Origin of the sequence: Thermomonas fusca DSM 15424 (assembly GCF_000423885.1) — a bacterium.
Classification (GTDB): Bacteria; Pseudomonadota; Gammaproteobacteria; order Xanthomonadales; family Xanthomonadaceae; genus Thermomonas; species Thermomonas fusca.
In genome coordinates, this window is record NZ_AUIV01000005.1 from 83,514 (window position 1) to 98,128 (window position 14,615).

The following is a 14,615-nucleotide window of genomic DNA, read 5'->3' on the forward strand; positions in this document are numbered from 1 at the left end:
AGGACAGCCAAGGGCCGACATGAACGATCTCGCGAAAAACCTGTTGCTCTGGGTGGTGGTCGCCGCCGTGCTGATGGTGGTGTTCCAGAGCTTCTCGCCGAAGCTGGCCGCCAGCCAGGACGTGGTCTATTCGCAGTTCGTGCAGGACGTGGAGAACGACCGCATCAAGAAGGTCGACATCTCCAGCAACGAGCGCAGCATCACCTTCGAGCGCGCCGACGGCAGCACCGGCACCACCACCGCGCCGGTGCGCGACAAGGACCTGATCAACGACCTGATCCAGCACAAGGTCGAGATCAAGCAGGCGCCGCCGGATTCCGGCATCTCGTTCTGGTCGCTAGTGCTGAACTTCCTGCCGGTGCTGCTGATCATCGGCTTCTGGCTGTTCATGATGCGGCAGATGCAGGGCGGTGGCGGCGGCAAGGGCGCGATGTCGTTCGGCCGTTCGCGTGCCAAGCTGCTCTCCGACGACCAGGTCAAGGTCACCTTCGCCGACGTTGCCGGTTGCGACGAGGCCAAGGAAGACGTGGCTGAACTGGTCGAGTTCCTGCGCGACCCGTCGCGCTTCCAGAAGCTGGGCGGCAAGATCCCGCGCGGCGTGCTGATGGTCGGCCCGCCCGGCACCGGCAAGACCCTGCTGGCCAAGGCCATCGCCGGCGAGGCCAAGGTGCCGTTCTTCTCGATTTCCGGCTCCGACTTCGTCGAGATGTTCGTCGGCGTCGGCGCCTCGCGCGTGCGCGACATGTTCGAGCAGGCCAAGAAGCATGCGCCGTGCATCATCTTCATCGACGAGATAGACGCGGTCGGCCGCCATCGCGGTGCCGGCCTCGGCGGTGGCCACGACGAGCGCGAGCAGACCCTCAACCAGCTGCTGGTGGAGATGGACGGTTTCGAGGGCGGCGAAGGCGTGATCGTGATCGCCGCGACCAACCGCCCCGACGTGCTGGACCCGGCGCTGCTGCGCCCCGGCCGCTTCGACCGCCAGGTGGTGGTGGGCCTGCCCGACGTCAGGGGCCGCGAGCAGATCCTCAAGGTCCACATGCGCAAGCTGCCGCTGGCCGACGACGTGGTGCCGATGACCATCGCCCGCGGCACGCCCGGCTTCTCTGGCGCGGACCTGGCCAACCTGTGCAACGAGGCGGCGCTGTTCGCCGCGCGCGAGAACGCCAAGGAAGTGCGCATGGAGCACTTCGACAAGGCGCGCGACAAGATCCTGATGGGCGCCGAACGCCGTTCGATGGCGATGAGCGAGCAGGAAAAGACGCTCACCGCCTACCACGAGGCCGGCCATGCCATCGTCGGCCGGTTGGTGCCGGAGCACGACCCGGTCTACAAGGTCACCATCATCCCGCGCGGCCGCGCGCTGGGCGTGACCATGTACCTGCCGGAAGGCGACAAGTACAGCTACAACAAGATCGCGATCGAGTCCCAGCTGGCCTCGCTGTATGGCGGTCGCGTCGCCGAGGAGCTGATCTTCGGCGCCGACAAGGTGACCACCGGGGCGTCCAACGACATCGAGCGCGCCACCAAGATGGCTCGCAACATGGTGACCAAGTGGGGCCTGTCGGAACTCGGCCCGATCACCTTCGGCGAGGAAGAGGACGAGGTGTTCCTGGGCCGCAGCGTGACCCAGCACAAGAACGTCTCCGATGACACAGCGCGCCGGATCGACGACGTGGTGCGCGGCATCCTCGATCGCGCCTATGCGCGCACCACGCAGCTGCTGAACGAGAACATCGACAAGCTGCACGTGATGGCCAAGGCACTGCTGGAGTACGAAACCATCGACGTGCCGGTGATCGACGCGATCATGGATGGCCGCGAAGTGCCGCCGCCGATGGGCTGGAGCAAGCCTGGCAACAAGCCCGGTGGCGATGCCGCGCCGCCGGCCGCGCCGATTGGCGGGCCCGTCGTGCAGGGCTAAGCGTGCAAGGCTAGCGTGCAAGGCTAAGTAAGCACCGCGCAGCGCTTGCCGGGAAATGACGAAAAGGCCAGAGTCCGCTCTGGCCTTTTTCTTTTTGTGGACTTTCGATGTTCGACACCTCGCCCCAGCTCGACTGCAACGGCCGCGTCCTGCGGCTGGACTGCCCGCGGGTGATGGGCATCGTCAACATCACTCCGGATTCGTTTTCCGATGGCGGTGCGCACTTCGATGCCGAAGCCGCCATCGCCCATGGGTTGCGGCTGGCGGAGGAGGGCGCCGACATCCTCGATATCGGCGGCGAGTCCACTCGTCCCGGCGCGCAGGCGGTGTCGGTCGAAGAGGAGCTGCGCCGCGTGCTGCCGGTGATCGAAGGCCTGGCGCGCGCGACCACGTTGCCGATCAGCATCGACACCAGCAAGCCGGAAGTCATGCGCGCGGCGGTCGAAGCCGGCGCCGGCATTCTCAATGACGTGTACGGCCTGCGCCGCGAGGGCGCGCTCGATGCGGCAGCGGCGCTGGGCGTGCCGGTGGTGCTGATGCACATGCTGGGCGAGCCACGATCGATGCAGGCGGCGCCGGATTACGACGACGTGGCGGGCGAGGTGCATCGGTTCCTGGCCGAACGCATTTTCGCCGCCGAGATGGCGGGGGTCGCCAGGAAGAACATCATCGTCGATCCCGGTTTCGGCTTCGGCAAGACCACGCTGCACAACCTGCAGCTGCTTGCACAGTTGCGACGTTTCACCGAGCTGGGCGTGCCGGTACTCGCCGGCCTGTCGCGCAAGCGCAGCATCGGCGAGATCACTGGGCGCGAGATGGCCGGCGAACGGATGGCGGGGTCGGTCGCGGCGCATCTGGTGGCCGCACAGAACGGCGCTGCCATCGTGCGCGTCCACGACGTGGCGGCGACCGTCGATGCATTGAAGGTCTGGGCTGCGGTGGCGGCGTTGCCACCGCCACGCAAGCCGGCCGCCAAGCCGGGGATTGCCTGGCCAGAGTGAGCGGACTCGCGCCGGGTTAAAGTGCGCCGTCCAACCGGAGCCCGCGCATGACTGCCAGTACCCCGCTGCTGATCACCTTTGGCATCTATCTGCTGGCGATGGTGGGGATCGGGTTTGCCGCATGGCGCTCGACCCGCAACCTGGACGATTACATTCTCGGCGGCCGTTCGCTGGGCGGCTACGTCACCGCGCTGTCGGCCGGCGCCTCCGACATGAGCGGCTGGCTGCTGATGGGCCTGCCCGGCGCGCTGTACCTGACCGGCGTCAGCGAAGCCTGGATCGCCATCGGCCTGTGCATCGGCGCCTGGTGCAACTGGCGCTTCGTGGCCGGGCCGCTGCGCGTCTATACCGAGCGCACCGACAACGCGCTGACCCTGCCGGACTATTTCACCACGCGCTTCTCCAGTGATGGCTCCGCCGCCAACGGCCGGCTGTTGCGGATCGTGTCGGCGCTGGTGATCCTGGTGTTCTTCGCGATCTACTGCGCCAGCGGCATCGTGGCCGGCGCGCGCCTGTTCGAGAGCGTGTTCGGCCTGCCCTACGCGCAGGCGCTGTGGTGGGGCGCGGCGGCGACTGTCCTCTACACGCTGATCGGCGGCTTCCTGGCGGTGAGCTGGACCGACACCGTGCAGGCCACCCTGATGATCTTCGCCCTGCTGCTGACGCCGGTCATCGTCATCCTCAGCGTGGGTGGCCCGGTCGAGACGCTGCGGGTGATCGAGCAGGTCGATCCGGCGCGGCTGCAGTGGATCGGCGGTGGTGGTCTGGTCGCGGTGGTGTCGGCGCTGGCGTGGGGGCTGGGTTATTTCGGCCAGCCGCACATCCTGGCCCGCTTCATGGCGGCCGATTCGCTGGCGGTGATCCCGCAGGCGCGGCGGATCGGCATGACCTGGATGGTGCTGTGCCTGCTGGGCGCGGTCGCGGTTGGGCTGGCGGGCATCGCCTGGGCCACCCAGCACCCGCAGCAGGCGGTCGCGCTGGGCGAGAATCCCGAGCGCGTCTTCATCGTGCTCGCCGAAGCGCTATTCAACCCCTGGGCGGCCGGCGTGCTGCTGTCGGCGATCCTGGCCGCGGTGATGAGCACGCTCAGCTGCCAGCTGCTGGTCTGCTCCAGCGCGCTGACCGAGGACTTCTACCACGGCTTCTTCCGCCCGCGTGCAGGCGAACGCGAGCTGGTGTGGGTGGGCCGGGCCACGGTGCTGGCAGTGGCGCTGCTGGCGATCTGGATTGCGCGCGACCCCGACAGCCGCGTGCTGGGCCTGGTCAGCTATGCGTGGGCCGGCTTCGGCGCGGCGTTCGGGCCGGTGGTGCTGTTCTCGCTGTTCTGGGCGCGGATGACCGGCACCGGCGCGCTGGCCGGCATGCTCGCCGGCGCGCTGACCGTGGTGCTGTGGAAGCACACCGGCAGCACGCTCTATGAAATGGTGCCGGGCTTCATCGTGGCGAGCATCGCGATCGTGGCTGGAAGCCTGTTGTCGCGGGCACCGCAGGCTGCGGTGCAGGTACGCCATGCGCAGGTCCAGGCCAGCCTGCGCGAAAGCGGCTACTGAAGCCGATGGGGCTGGACCCGCGCCCGCGCGCGATCGCGTTGATGGGCCCGACCGCGTCGGGCAAGAGCGCGTATGCCATCGAGCTCGCGCGGCGTCTCGGCGGCGAGATCGTCAGCGTCGATTCGGCGCTGGTGTACCGCGGTCTCGACATCGGCGCGGCCAAACCCACCCGCACCGAACAGGCGCAGGCGCCGCACCACCTGATCGACCTGCGCGAGCCTTGGCAGCCGTATTCGGCGGCGGAGTTCGCGGTGGATGCGAAACGTGCCATCGACGGCATTGTCGCGCGTGGCCGGCTGCCGATCCTGGCCGGCGGCACCGGGCTGTATTTCCACGCACTTTTGGATGGCCTGTCCGATATGCCTGCGGCCGATCCGGCGCTGCGCGCCACGCTTGCGCAGGAGGCCGGCGTGCGCGGCTGGGCCGCGCTGCATGCCGAGCTGGCGCGGATCGATCCCGCGGCTGCCGCGCGCGTCCACGCCACCGACGCGCAGCGCATCCAGCGCGCGCTGGAGGTCTACCGGCTCAGCGGGCGCAGCATCAGCGACTGGCGGTGCAACGCGTCCGGCCGGCGCTTGCCGGTGTGCACGTTGAAGCTGGTGCTGGCGCCGCCGCAGCGCGCCGATCTGCATGCCCGCATCGAAGCCCGTTTCGACGCCATGCTGGCGGAAGGTTTCCTCGGCGAAGTCCGCGCGCTGCGCGCACTGCCGGAGCTCGCCGCGCATCCGCAGCCGCTGGATCTGCCGGCGCTGCGCGCGGTAGGCTACCGGCAGGCCTGGGAGCATCTGGACGGCGCGACATCGGCTGCGGAATTCCGCGAACGCGCCATCGCTGCCACCCGCCAGCTGGCCAAGCGCCAGTTCACCTGGCTGCGCGGCGAGTTGGACGCACGCTGGTTCGACCCGGCCTCGCAGCGCGATGCGCTGAACGCGGCGGTGGACGGTTTCCTCGGCTGCAGCGCAATCGCATAGGTGCGGCAGGCGTTGCGGTCGATGCGGCAGTGGCGGCGCGGAATGCGGGCGTTCCCGCGGAGCTGACTCCTGCGTTAACATCGGGATGCGCCCGCCGCGATGGACGGGCGCGGGGCCGGGGATCGCCGCAGGCGTCGGCCCACGACAAACAACAACGCACGACAGTACGGGGAATCCATGACGAAGTCGCAGTCCTTGCAGGATCCATTCCTGAACGCTTTGCGCCGCGAGCGCGTGCCGGTGTCCATCTACCTGGTCAACGGCATCAAGCTGCAGGGCACCATCGAATCCTTCGACCAGTTCGTCATCCTGCTGCGCAATACCGTCAGCCAGATGGTCTACAAGCACGCGATCTCCACCGTGGTGCCGGCGCGCAACGTGCGTCTGGGCGGCCCCGCCGGTGAGGCTGCCGACGCGGGCGAGCCGGTTCCGGCTCAGGTCGACGCCGACTGACCCGGCCGCGGCGCGGGCTTGCAATCGCGGGCCGCCGCCCGCACTTACGTCCCGATGCCGACCCAATTGTTCGAACGCTCGCGCGGCGGCGAAAACGCCCTGCTGATCCAACCCCATGCCGGCGGCCCGCCGGCCGAAGGCGTGCTGGAGGAATTCGCCGAACTGGCGCGCTCGGCCGGTGCGCGCGTGCTGGCCACGCTGCCGGCACGGATCGACAAGCCGAACCCGTCGATCCTGATCGGCACCGGCAAGCTGGAGGAAGTGAGGGCGGCCTGCGAGGCCACCGGCGCCGATCTGGTGCTGGTCAACCACGCGCTCACGCCGATCCAGGAACGCAACCTGGAAAAGGCGCTGGAGCGTCGGGTGGTGGACCGCACCGGGCTGATCCTGGACATCTTCTCGCAGCGCGCGCGCAGTTCCGAAGGCAAGCTGCAGGTCGAACTGGCCCAGCTCAAGCACATGGCGACCCGGCTGGTGCGCGGCTGGACCCATCTGGAACGCCAGCGCGGTGGCTCGATCGGCCTGCGCGGGCCCGGCGAAACCCAGCTGGAAACCGACCGCCGGCTGCTGCAGAAGCGCATGGAAATGCTGCAGAAGCGGCTGGAGAAAGTCGAGGTGCAGCACACCCAGATGCGTCGCGCGCGGGTGCGCAGCGAACTGCCGCGTGTGGCATTGGTGGGGTACACCAACGCCGGCAAATCGACCCTGTTCAATGCGCTGACCGGCGCCGATGCCTACGCCGCCGACCAATTGTTCGCCACCCTCGACCCGACCGTGCGCCGGATCGCACTGCCCGGCGGTGGCGTGGTTCTGGCCGATACCGTGGGCTTCGTCCGCGACCTGCCGCACGAGCTGGTGGCGGCCTTCCGTTCCACCCTCAGCGAGGCGCGCGAGGCCGACCTGCTGCTGCATGTCATCGATGCCGACGACCCGCTGCGCGACGAGCGCAAGGCGCAGGTGGAGATGGTGCTGCACGAAATCGGCGCCAGCGAGATTCCGCAGCTGCTGGTGTTCAACAAGATCGACCGCATCGAAGGCGCGCAGCCGCGGATCGACGCGCCCGGCGAAGCTCGCGCGGCGGTGTGGCTGTCGGCGCGCGACGGGCTGGGGCTGAACCTGCTGCACGAAGTCCTGGGCGAGCGCCTCGGCCTGCGCCGGGTGGTCGGCGACGTACACCTGCCCACCGACGCCGGGCGCCTGCGTGCGCGCCTGCATGCGCTGGACGCGGTGCGCGGCGAAACCCACGACGCCGACGGCTGGCGCCTGTCGATCGATCTGCCGCAGGCCGATGCCGCCAGGCTGGCGGCCCAATCCGACGGCGCGCCGCTGCGCGCGCTGTTGCCGCAGCAACCGGAGTTTCCGGATGAGCCCCACCCGGCAGACCGCTTCTCAGTAGAATCAGGCACATGACGATAAAAAACAGCGGCCCGCGCGGGCCAAAAGCGGTCTGGATGGCGTGGAACCGGCCCGGCGGCGGCCGTTCGGCAGGCGGCGGTTTCGGCCGGTTGCTGGACAAGCTGCCGGACTTCGGCGGCGGTGGCAGCCCGTTGCGCTGGATTGGGTTGGCGCTGGCGCTGTGGCTGGCGTTCAACTGCTTCGTGCTGATTGCCGAGCAGCAGCGCGGCGTGGTCTTGCGTTTCGGCATGTTCGACCGGGTGATGCAGCCCGGCCCGAGCTTCAAGTTGCCGTGGCCGATCGAACGCGTCATCAAGGTCAACGCCACCCAGATCAAGAACTACGAAGACCGCGTGCCGGTACTGACCAGCGACGAGAACATCGTCGAGGTCGCGGTGAACGTGCAGTACCGTGTGGCCGACCCGCAGGTGTACCTGTTCGGCACCCGCGACGGCGACGAAGTGCTGCGCCAGGCGGCGCTCAGCACCGTGCGCGAGACGGTGGGACGCTCCACCCTGGATACCGTGCTCGGTGCGCGCGAACAGCTGGCGGTGGGCGCGCGCGAGCGCCTGCAGAAGTCGCTCGAGGCCTATCGCACCGGCCTGGTGGTGACCGAACTCAACCTGCCGGACGCGCGTCCGCCGCAGCAGGTCAAGCCGGCGTTCGACGATGTCAACAGCGCCCAGCAGGACAAGGAGCGGTTGATTTCCGAATCCCGCGCCTACGCCGCCAAGATGGTGCCGGAAGCGCGCGGCCAGGCCGCACGCGTGCGCACCGTGGCGGAAGGCTACAAGACCGCCGAGATCGCCCGCGCTACCGGTGACGCCGAACGTTTCAGCCTGCTGGTGGCGCAGTACAAGAACGCGCCCGAAGTGACCCGCAAGCGGCTGTGGCTGGAAACCGTGCAGGATGTACTGGCGCGCAACCGCAAGATCGTCGGTGGCGACGGTCGCCAGCTGATCTATGTGCCGCTGGACGGCGCCGCCAAGCAGGCACCCGCGCAGGCGATGCTGCCCGAACTGTTGTCGCCGACGGTGGAGGCCGCCGCGCCGGAGGCGCAGGCGCGCCCGGGCCGCAGCGGCCGCCCCGCCGGCCGTGAGGAGAACGTGCGATGAAATTCCCGGCATGGATGGCGGCAGTGGTCGCCGCGCTGGTGCTGCTGATGGGTTCGGTGTTCGTGGTCAGCGAAGGCCATACCGCGATCGTGTTGAACCTCGGCCGCGTGTCGCGGGTCGATCTCGGCCCCGGCCTGCACTTCAAGTGGCCGATGGTGGAAACCGCGCGCATTTTCGACAAGCGCCTGCAGGTGCTGCCGGCCGAGCCCGAGCGCTACCTGACCTCCGAGCGCAAGGACGTCAGCGTGGACTTCTTCGCGGTCGGCCGGATCCAGGACGCGCGCGCGTTCTATCGCGCCACCGGCGGCGACGAGGCTGCGGCGGTGGACCGCCTGGCGCCGATCATCAAGGACGCGCTGCGCAACGAGATCAACGCGCGCACCCTGCAGCAGGCGGTGTCGGGCGATCGCACCGAGATCGTCAAGAGCCAGCTGGACATCATCAACAAGGGCGCGGCCACGCTGGGCGTGCGGATCATCGACCTGCGCATCAAGCAGCTCGACCTGCCGACCGACAGCCGCGTCATCGACGATGTCTACAACCGCATGCGCGCCCAGCGCCAGCAGGTGGCCAGCCGTCTGCGCGCGGAAGGCGAGGAGCAGGCCAACGAGATCCGCGCCGGTGCCGACCGCGACCAGCAGGTGATCCTGGCCGAAGCCGAGCGCGACGCGCAGAAGCTGCGCGGCGAAGGCGACGCCGAGGCCGCGCGCATCTACGCCGATGCGGCCAACCGCGATCCGTCCTTCTACGCGTTCCAGCGCAGCCTGGAGGCCTACCGCAAGGCGTTCTCCGGTGGCGAAAGTGTGATCGTGCTGGAGCGCAACGACCCGTTCCTGCAGTACATGCGCAGCGACCGCTGATGGTTTCCGGTCCGATTGCGAACACGCGCGCCCCGCGTCTGGGTTGCCGTGGCTGAGCTGTGGGCGGCGCTGTGCCTGGTGGCGGTCATCGAAGGCCTGTTCCTGTTTGCCGCCCCCGGTGCGTGGAAGCGCGCCGCGGCGCAGCTGCTGAACCTGCCCGACGAACACGTGCGCCGGATCGGCGGCGTCGTGCTGATACTGGGGCTGCTGTCGCTGTGGCTGGTGCGCGGCTAAGGCTTTCCGATCGCCCGCACTGTCGGGCAGCGGGCTGAACGCAGCCATCAGCCAAGTTCGCGGCCGGTTGCGGAAGCGGGTAGAATGCGCAAAAGCCGGGGTTCGCCTCGGCTTTTTCCGTGTCTGGCGTTCCCGCCGCCGCGGGCCGCCCCGATGGCAGCTCGCAAACGGTGGCAGGCTTGCCGGCACACCCATCCAGCGGCCCCGATGGCCGCCAGAAAACAAGGAGTTGCGGCCATGGGCCAGTCGGTCGTGGTGTTGGGCGCCCAGTGGGGCGATGAGGGCAAGGGCAAGATCGTTGACCTGCTGACCGAGGACATCGGTGCGGTGGTGCGTTTCCAGGGCGGCCACAACGCCGGCCACACCCTGGTCATCAACGGCAAGAAGACGGTGCTGCACCTGATCCCGTCGGGCATCCTGCGCGACGGCGCGCTGTGCCTGATCGGCAATGGCGTGGTGATCTCGCCGGCCGCGCTGCGCAAGGAGATCGAGGAACTCGAATCCGCCGGCGTCGACGTGCGCAGCCGCCTGAAGATCTCGCCGGCCGCGCCGCTGATCATGCCGTACCACATCGCGCTGGATCAGGCCCGCGAGAAGGCCGCCGGCGGCAAGGCCATCGGCACCACCGGCCGCGGCATCGGCCCGGCCTACGAGGACAAGGTGGCGCGCCGCGGCATCCGCATCGCCGACCTGCACTATCCCGAGCAGCTGGCCGAAAAGCTCCGCGCCGCGCTGGATTACCACAACTTCGTGCTGACCAAGTATCTGGGCGTGGAGGCGGTGGATTTCGACACCGTCTATGCCGAGGCGCTGGCCTTCGGCGAATACGTCGAGCCGATGAAGTCGGACGTGGCCGGGATCTGCCATGAGCTGCGCAAGCAGGGCAAGCGGGTGCTGTTCGAGGGCGCGCAGGGCGCGCTGCTGGACATCGACCACGGCACCTATCCCTACGTCACTTCGTCGAACACCACCGTCGGCGGTGCGCTGGCCGGTGCCGGCGTGGGTGCGGATGCGATCGACTACGTGCTGGGCATCGCCAAGGCGTACGCGACGCGCGTCGGCGGCGGCCCGTTCCCGACCGAACTGGACGATGAAGTGGGTCAGGGCATCCGCGACCGCGGCGCCGAATATGGCGCGTCGACCGGTCGCCCGCGTCGCTGCGGCTGGATGGACATCGTGGCGCTGAAGCGCGCGGTGGCGATCAACGGCATTTCCGGCCTGTGCATCACCAAGCTCGACGTGCTGGACGGCATGGAGAAGCTGAAGATGTGCATTGCCTACGAGTACCGTGGCAAGCGCACGGAGTACGCGCCGCTGGATGCCCAGGGCTGGGAAGAAATCACCCCGGTGTACCTGGAGTTTCCGGGCTGGAGTGAGAACACCCACGGCGTCACCGAATGGGACAAGCTGCCGGTTGCGGCACGCGCCTACCTGCGCGCGCTGGAAGAGCTGGCCGGTTGCCCGATCAGCATCGTCAGCACCGGCCCGGACCGCGACCACACCATGGTGCTGCGCGACCCGTTCGCCTGAGCCCCGGCAGCCGCGGTACCAGGACGAAGCCCCGCTTGCGCGGGGCTTCGTCGTTGCGGGCGGGGGCGCCGTATGCGGGCTCAGCGGGGGTCATCGACCTGTTTGCGGTCGCGCTTGGCCGTGGCCGGACGCGGTTCCGCGGTGGGTGCCGGCGCCTGGTTCGCGGAGGTCGCCGCGGCGGTTTCGCCGGACCCGTTGGCCTTGTCGCGCTTCAGGCGCGCCGAGCCGTTTGCAGTGCCGCCGGTGGAAGCGCTGACACCGGATTCACGCGAGGCCGAAGCCGAGGCGCTGCCCTCAGCCGAACCATCGGCATCCACGCTGGGCAACAGCGGGCGACGCGCGGGGGCGTTGTCGGACCTGCCGGGATCGGCGTTCGCGTCTTCCTGCGCGCCGCGTCCCAGCACCGCGCTGGCGGCGCCATGGCCGGTGCCCGCGACATCCAGGCCGGGCGCGTGCGGCTGCGTGCCAGCTGGCGCCGGCGTGGTGGCATCGTTGCCCTGCAGCGTGCCCTGGGCCGCGCCCGCGAGCGTACCGGCCAGTGCCATGCCGCGCTCGCCTTGGCTGGTCGCGCGGCTGGCGCTGGCCTCTGCGGCGCGTTTGCCGCGTGCCACGGCATCATTGGTTGCGCCGGCGATGGCATTGCCGCTGGCCCGCGCGCGGCGGGCGGCGCGTTCGCGGGCGGTTTCGAGGCGGTCGATGGCGTTCGCTGCAGGCAACCGGCCGTCGATGCGGCTGTTGCCGGAGAAGTTGCCGCCGATCATGCCGCCAGTGCCGTCGATGGCGCCGCCGAGGCCGCCGGTGAGGTCGCCGCGGCCACCCAGTACCTGAGCGTGGGCAGGGGCCACGCAGGCGAAGGCGGCGAGTGCGACCAGGGTGAGAGGGGTCTTGCGCATCGGAGTTCTCCTTTCATCCGCGGTGGGTCCGCGTGTAAGGACAGAACGACCGGGAATGCCGGATCCATCCCGCGCGTCGCAACGCGGATGGAATCCGTTCAGGTTGGCGCGATGATCCCCAGCCCGCAGCGGGACGTGCGTGCCGGGCGTGCCGCGCGCGCGAGCACACGCATGGCCTCTGCGCTGTGCCCGGGGGCCGGCGCGGTCCAGACACCCGCGAGGATGTGCGCCACCACCGGCGCCGCGAAGGACGTACCGCGCGTGCGCGCATCCACCACGCCGTCCGCACAGACGCTGACGTGCTTGCCCACCGCCGACTCCGGCAACAGCCCGCCGCGGGCGTTGACGGCGGCAACCGCAACCACCCCGGGGTAGCCCGCAGGAAAGCGCGGTGGTGCAGCCGGCCCGTCGTTGCCGGCCGCCGCGACAATCACCTGTCCACGTGCGAGCAGCGCTTCTACCGTCCGTCGCAGCGCGGTGTTGTCCGGTCCGACCAGACTGATGTTGATCACCGCCACGCGTTGCTGCGCCATCCAGCGCAGTGCCTCGACCAGTGCGAGCGTGTCGCCTCCCACGCGCTGGCCGCACCACAGGTCGGCGGCCAGCAGCGTGGCGGGCGCGCCTGCGACCAGGCGCATCGCCACCCGGGTGCCGTGCGGCTGCGGGAGGCTGCGGCCATCGCAACCATGCGACACGATGCGGGTGCGTGCCAGTGCGGGAGCCGTGGCGTCCACGCCGCCATCGACAAGCCCGACGCGTAGTCCTGCATCGGCGGATGCCGACTCGTGGGCTTGGCTGGCGGGGCCGCCGGCAGGCAGGAACAGGTGGTGGGGTTCGATGGTTCGGCCGGGCAGGGCCGCGCGCAGCGCGCGCAGCGCGCGGCCGGGACTGCGGTCGCGACTGTCGCGCAACAGCGAGATCGACAGTCCAAGTTCGTCGTCGCGGTCCTCGCGCACTATCCGGAAACCGGCAGCGCGGATCGCGTCAAGGTCGGCAGTGTCGATGTCCAGCGCCAGGTACTCGGCGCGTCGCATGATCGCGCCATCCGGCGCGCGCGCCACCTGCGGACGCGCTTCCCGGAGCAGCGCCTCGGCCTGCTGGCGATAGATCCGAACCGTGCCCAGCACGTCGCCGGCCGGATCGGAGAGCGCCCCGTCGAGCGTGTCGATCGGCGCGCTTGCCGGCACCCGTGGCAGTGCCGGCATGCCGCCAGGCAGCACCTGCGCGCGCGCGGGCAGGATCGGCGCGAGTGCGAACAGCAGGCATGCAACCATGGGCAAGTGACAACGCATGCGGCACCGGCTGGAGTGGATGCGGCCGGATGCTAGCATCCGCTCCTGCACCGCCGCTGAGCGACCCGTGCGCGCGGCGGATGGAAACCGTGCTCACGTTCGTAGGATCCCATGTAGGCATGAGCCATCGCGAAACCGTCCGCGAAGCGCTGCCCGCGTTGTTGCCCCGTCTGCGCCGCATGGCGCGCGCGCTGGCGGGTAATGCCGCGGATGCGGACGACTTGGTGCAGCTGGCGTTGGAGCGCGCACTTGCGCGTGTGGAGCAGTGGCGACCGGAAGGGAGGGTGGACGCGTGGGTGTTCGGCATCCTGCGCAATGCCTGGCTGGACGAACTGCGGGCGCGTGCGCGCAAGCAGGCGATCTTCGTCCACGAGCAAGCCGGACTTTCGGTGGGCGAGGCGGGCGTCGAGCGCCACCTCGAAGCGCTGTCGGTAGCCGAGGCGATGGCGAGGTTGCCGCCGGAGCAGCGCGAAGTGGTGGCGCTGGTGCTGGTGGAAGGCATGCGTTATGGCGAAGCCGCACGCGTGCTGGGTGTGCCCGAGGGCACGGTCACGAGCCGCCTGTCGCGCGCGCGCGCAGCGCTGCGCGACTGGCTCGGGGATGAATGAGGATTCAGTGATGCAACCAACATCCATGAACAGCAACGATGCCGAAGCGCTGCAGTCCTACCTGGATGGCGAGGCGGATGCGGACGTGCGCGCGCGCATCGAGGCGGCGCGCCTGCTCGATCCCGCGCTGGACGCGGCGATCAGGCGTGATCAGCGCATGCGTGAGCGGCTGCGGGACGCTTTCGATGGCGTACTGGGCGAGCCGGTGCCGGAGCCGCTGCGCAGGCTGGTGGACGCGTCTGCACCTGCGCCCCTCGCCCGACGCACCGAGCGGCGCGCGGCGCGCTGGCGTGCGTCGGCCTATGCGCTTGCCGCATCGCTGGCGCTGGTCGCGGCGGCGCTGGCGTTTCGCCACGACGGCAGCGCGCCGTGGGTGCGCGAGGGTGGGGCGCTGGTCGCGCGCGGCGGATTTGCCAACGTGCTCGACCGGTCGATGTCCGCGATGCCGGTGGACGGCGTGCGCATGGGCCTGACCTTCCGCGACCACGATGGGCGCTGGTGTCGCAGCTTCGACGGCGTCGACGGCGGCTGGCAGGGGCTCGCATGCCGCGAAGACGGGCAATGGCGCGTGGAGCTGCTGGTGCAGGCGGCGGCCAACGCGGGCGAGCTGCGGCAAGCGGGGGCCGGGACGGCACCGGAAGTGCTGGCTGCGATCGATGCACGCATCAAGGGTGAAGCGCTTGATGCCGAGCGCGAGCGGGCGGTCGTTGCTTCCGGGTGGCGCCTGCCGTGACCTAAGCCGCGCCCGTTGGCACCCGGGCGCACCGGCAGGTGCATCGAATCGCGATG

General features: G+C 69.6%; 14 protein-coding genes. 12 read left to right on the plus strand and 2 right to left on the minus strand.

Annotated features, from left to right (window positions below; all coding sequences use genetic code 11):
• Positions 1-19 precede the first annotated feature (19 nt).
• The 10 genes from ftsH to G582_RS0102430 all read left to right on the plus strand — a co-directional run bounded on the left by ftsH (position 20) and on the right by G582_RS0102430 (position 11,033).
• The gene (ftsH, locus tag G582_RS0102385) at positions 20-1,924 is read left to right on the plus strand and encodes an ATP-dependent zinc metalloprotease FtsH (protein WP_028838467.1); all 1,905 of its coding nucleotides are present in this window, start codon (positions 20-22) and stop codon (positions 1,922-1,924) included.
• Between the two features lie 107 nt (positions 1,925-2,031).
• Positions 2,032-2,925 (plus strand): dihydropteroate synthase, encoded by an 894-nt coding sequence (gene folP, locus G582_RS0102390; protein ID WP_028838468.1) that lies wholly within the window; start codon positions 2,032-2,034, stop codon positions 2,923-2,925.
• Between the two features lie 47 nt (positions 2,926-2,972).
• Entirely contained in the window at positions 2,973-4,475 is a 1,503-nt protein-coding gene (gene putP / locus G582_RS0102395; RefSeq protein ID WP_028838469.1) for a sodium/proline symporter PutP, read from the plus strand.
• Positions 4,476-4,480: 5 nt separating this feature from the next.
• A complete protein-coding gene (miaA, locus tag G582_RS0102400) occupies positions 4,481-5,446 on the plus strand; it encodes a tRNA (adenosine(37)-N6)-dimethylallyltransferase MiaA (protein WP_028838470.1) in 966 nt (321 codons plus the stop codon).
• Between the two features lie 177 nt (positions 5,447-5,623).
• The gene (gene hfq / locus G582_RS0102405; protein WP_028838471.1) at positions 5,624-5,899 is read left to right on the plus strand and encodes an RNA chaperone Hfq; all 276 of its coding nucleotides are present in this window, start codon (positions 5,624-5,626) and stop codon (positions 5,897-5,899) included.
• A gap of 66 nt (positions 5,900-5,965) precedes the next feature.
• Positions 5,966-7,309 carry a ribosome rescue GTPase HflX gene (hflX, locus tag G582_RS15120; RefSeq protein WP_051246535.1) on the plus strand — a complete coding sequence of 448 codons (1,344 nt, stop codon included), beginning with the start codon at positions 5,966-5,968 and terminating at the stop codon, positions 7,307-7,309.
• A gap of 41 nt (positions 7,310-7,350) precedes the next feature.
• A complete protein-coding gene (gene hflK, locus G582_RS0102415; protein WP_083960910.1) occupies positions 7,351-8,409 on the plus strand; it encodes an FtsH protease activity modulator HflK in 1,059 nt (352 codons plus the stop codon).
• The gene (gene hflC / locus G582_RS0102420; RefSeq protein ID WP_028838473.1) at positions 8,406-9,269 is read left to right on the plus strand and encodes a protease modulator HflC; all 864 of its coding nucleotides are present in this window, start codon (positions 8,406-8,408) and stop codon (positions 9,267-9,269) included. The genes hflK and hflC overlap by 4 nt, the downstream gene beginning before the upstream one ends.
• Before the next feature lie 48 nt (positions 9,270-9,317).
• Complete coding sequence (locus G582_RS0102425; RefSeq protein WP_028838474.1) at positions 9,318-9,503, plus strand: DUF2065 domain-containing protein; 186 nt, start codon at positions 9,318-9,320, stop codon at positions 9,501-9,503.
• Positions 9,504-9,740: 237 nt separating this feature from the next.
• Entirely contained in the window at positions 9,741-11,033 is a 1,293-nt protein-coding gene (locus G582_RS0102430; protein WP_028838475.1) for an adenylosuccinate synthase, read from the plus strand.
• An 80-nt stretch (positions 11,034-11,113) separates the two neighbouring features.
• On the opposite strand, the gene G582_RS15125 is transcribed toward G582_RS0102430, so the two are convergent.
• A complete protein-coding gene (locus tag G582_RS15125; protein WP_028838476.1) occupies positions 11,114-11,926 on the minus strand; it encodes a hypothetical protein in 813 nt (270 codons plus the stop codon).
• Between the two features lie 98 nt (positions 11,927-12,024).
• Entirely contained in the window at positions 12,025-13,200 is a 1,176-nt protein-coding gene (locus G582_RS0102440; protein WP_051246490.1) for a S8 family serine peptidase, read from the minus strand.
• A gap of 137 nt (positions 13,201-13,337) precedes the next feature.
• Here G582_RS0102440 and G582_RS0102445 point away from each other — a divergent pair, with 137 nt between their 5' ends.
• Both G582_RS0102445 and G582_RS0102450 read left to right on the plus strand, forming a co-directional pair.
• Entirely contained in the window at positions 13,338-13,826 is a 489-nt protein-coding gene (locus G582_RS0102445) for an RNA polymerase sigma factor (protein WP_028838478.1), read from the plus strand.
• Between the two features lie 10 nt (positions 13,827-13,836).
• Positions 13,837-14,559: an anti-sigma factor gene (locus G582_RS0102450; RefSeq protein WP_156880215.1), complete on the plus strand. Its 723-nt coding sequence runs from the start codon at positions 13,837-13,839 to the stop codon at positions 14,557-14,559.
• The last annotated feature ends 56 nt before the right edge of the window (positions 14,560-14,615 follow it).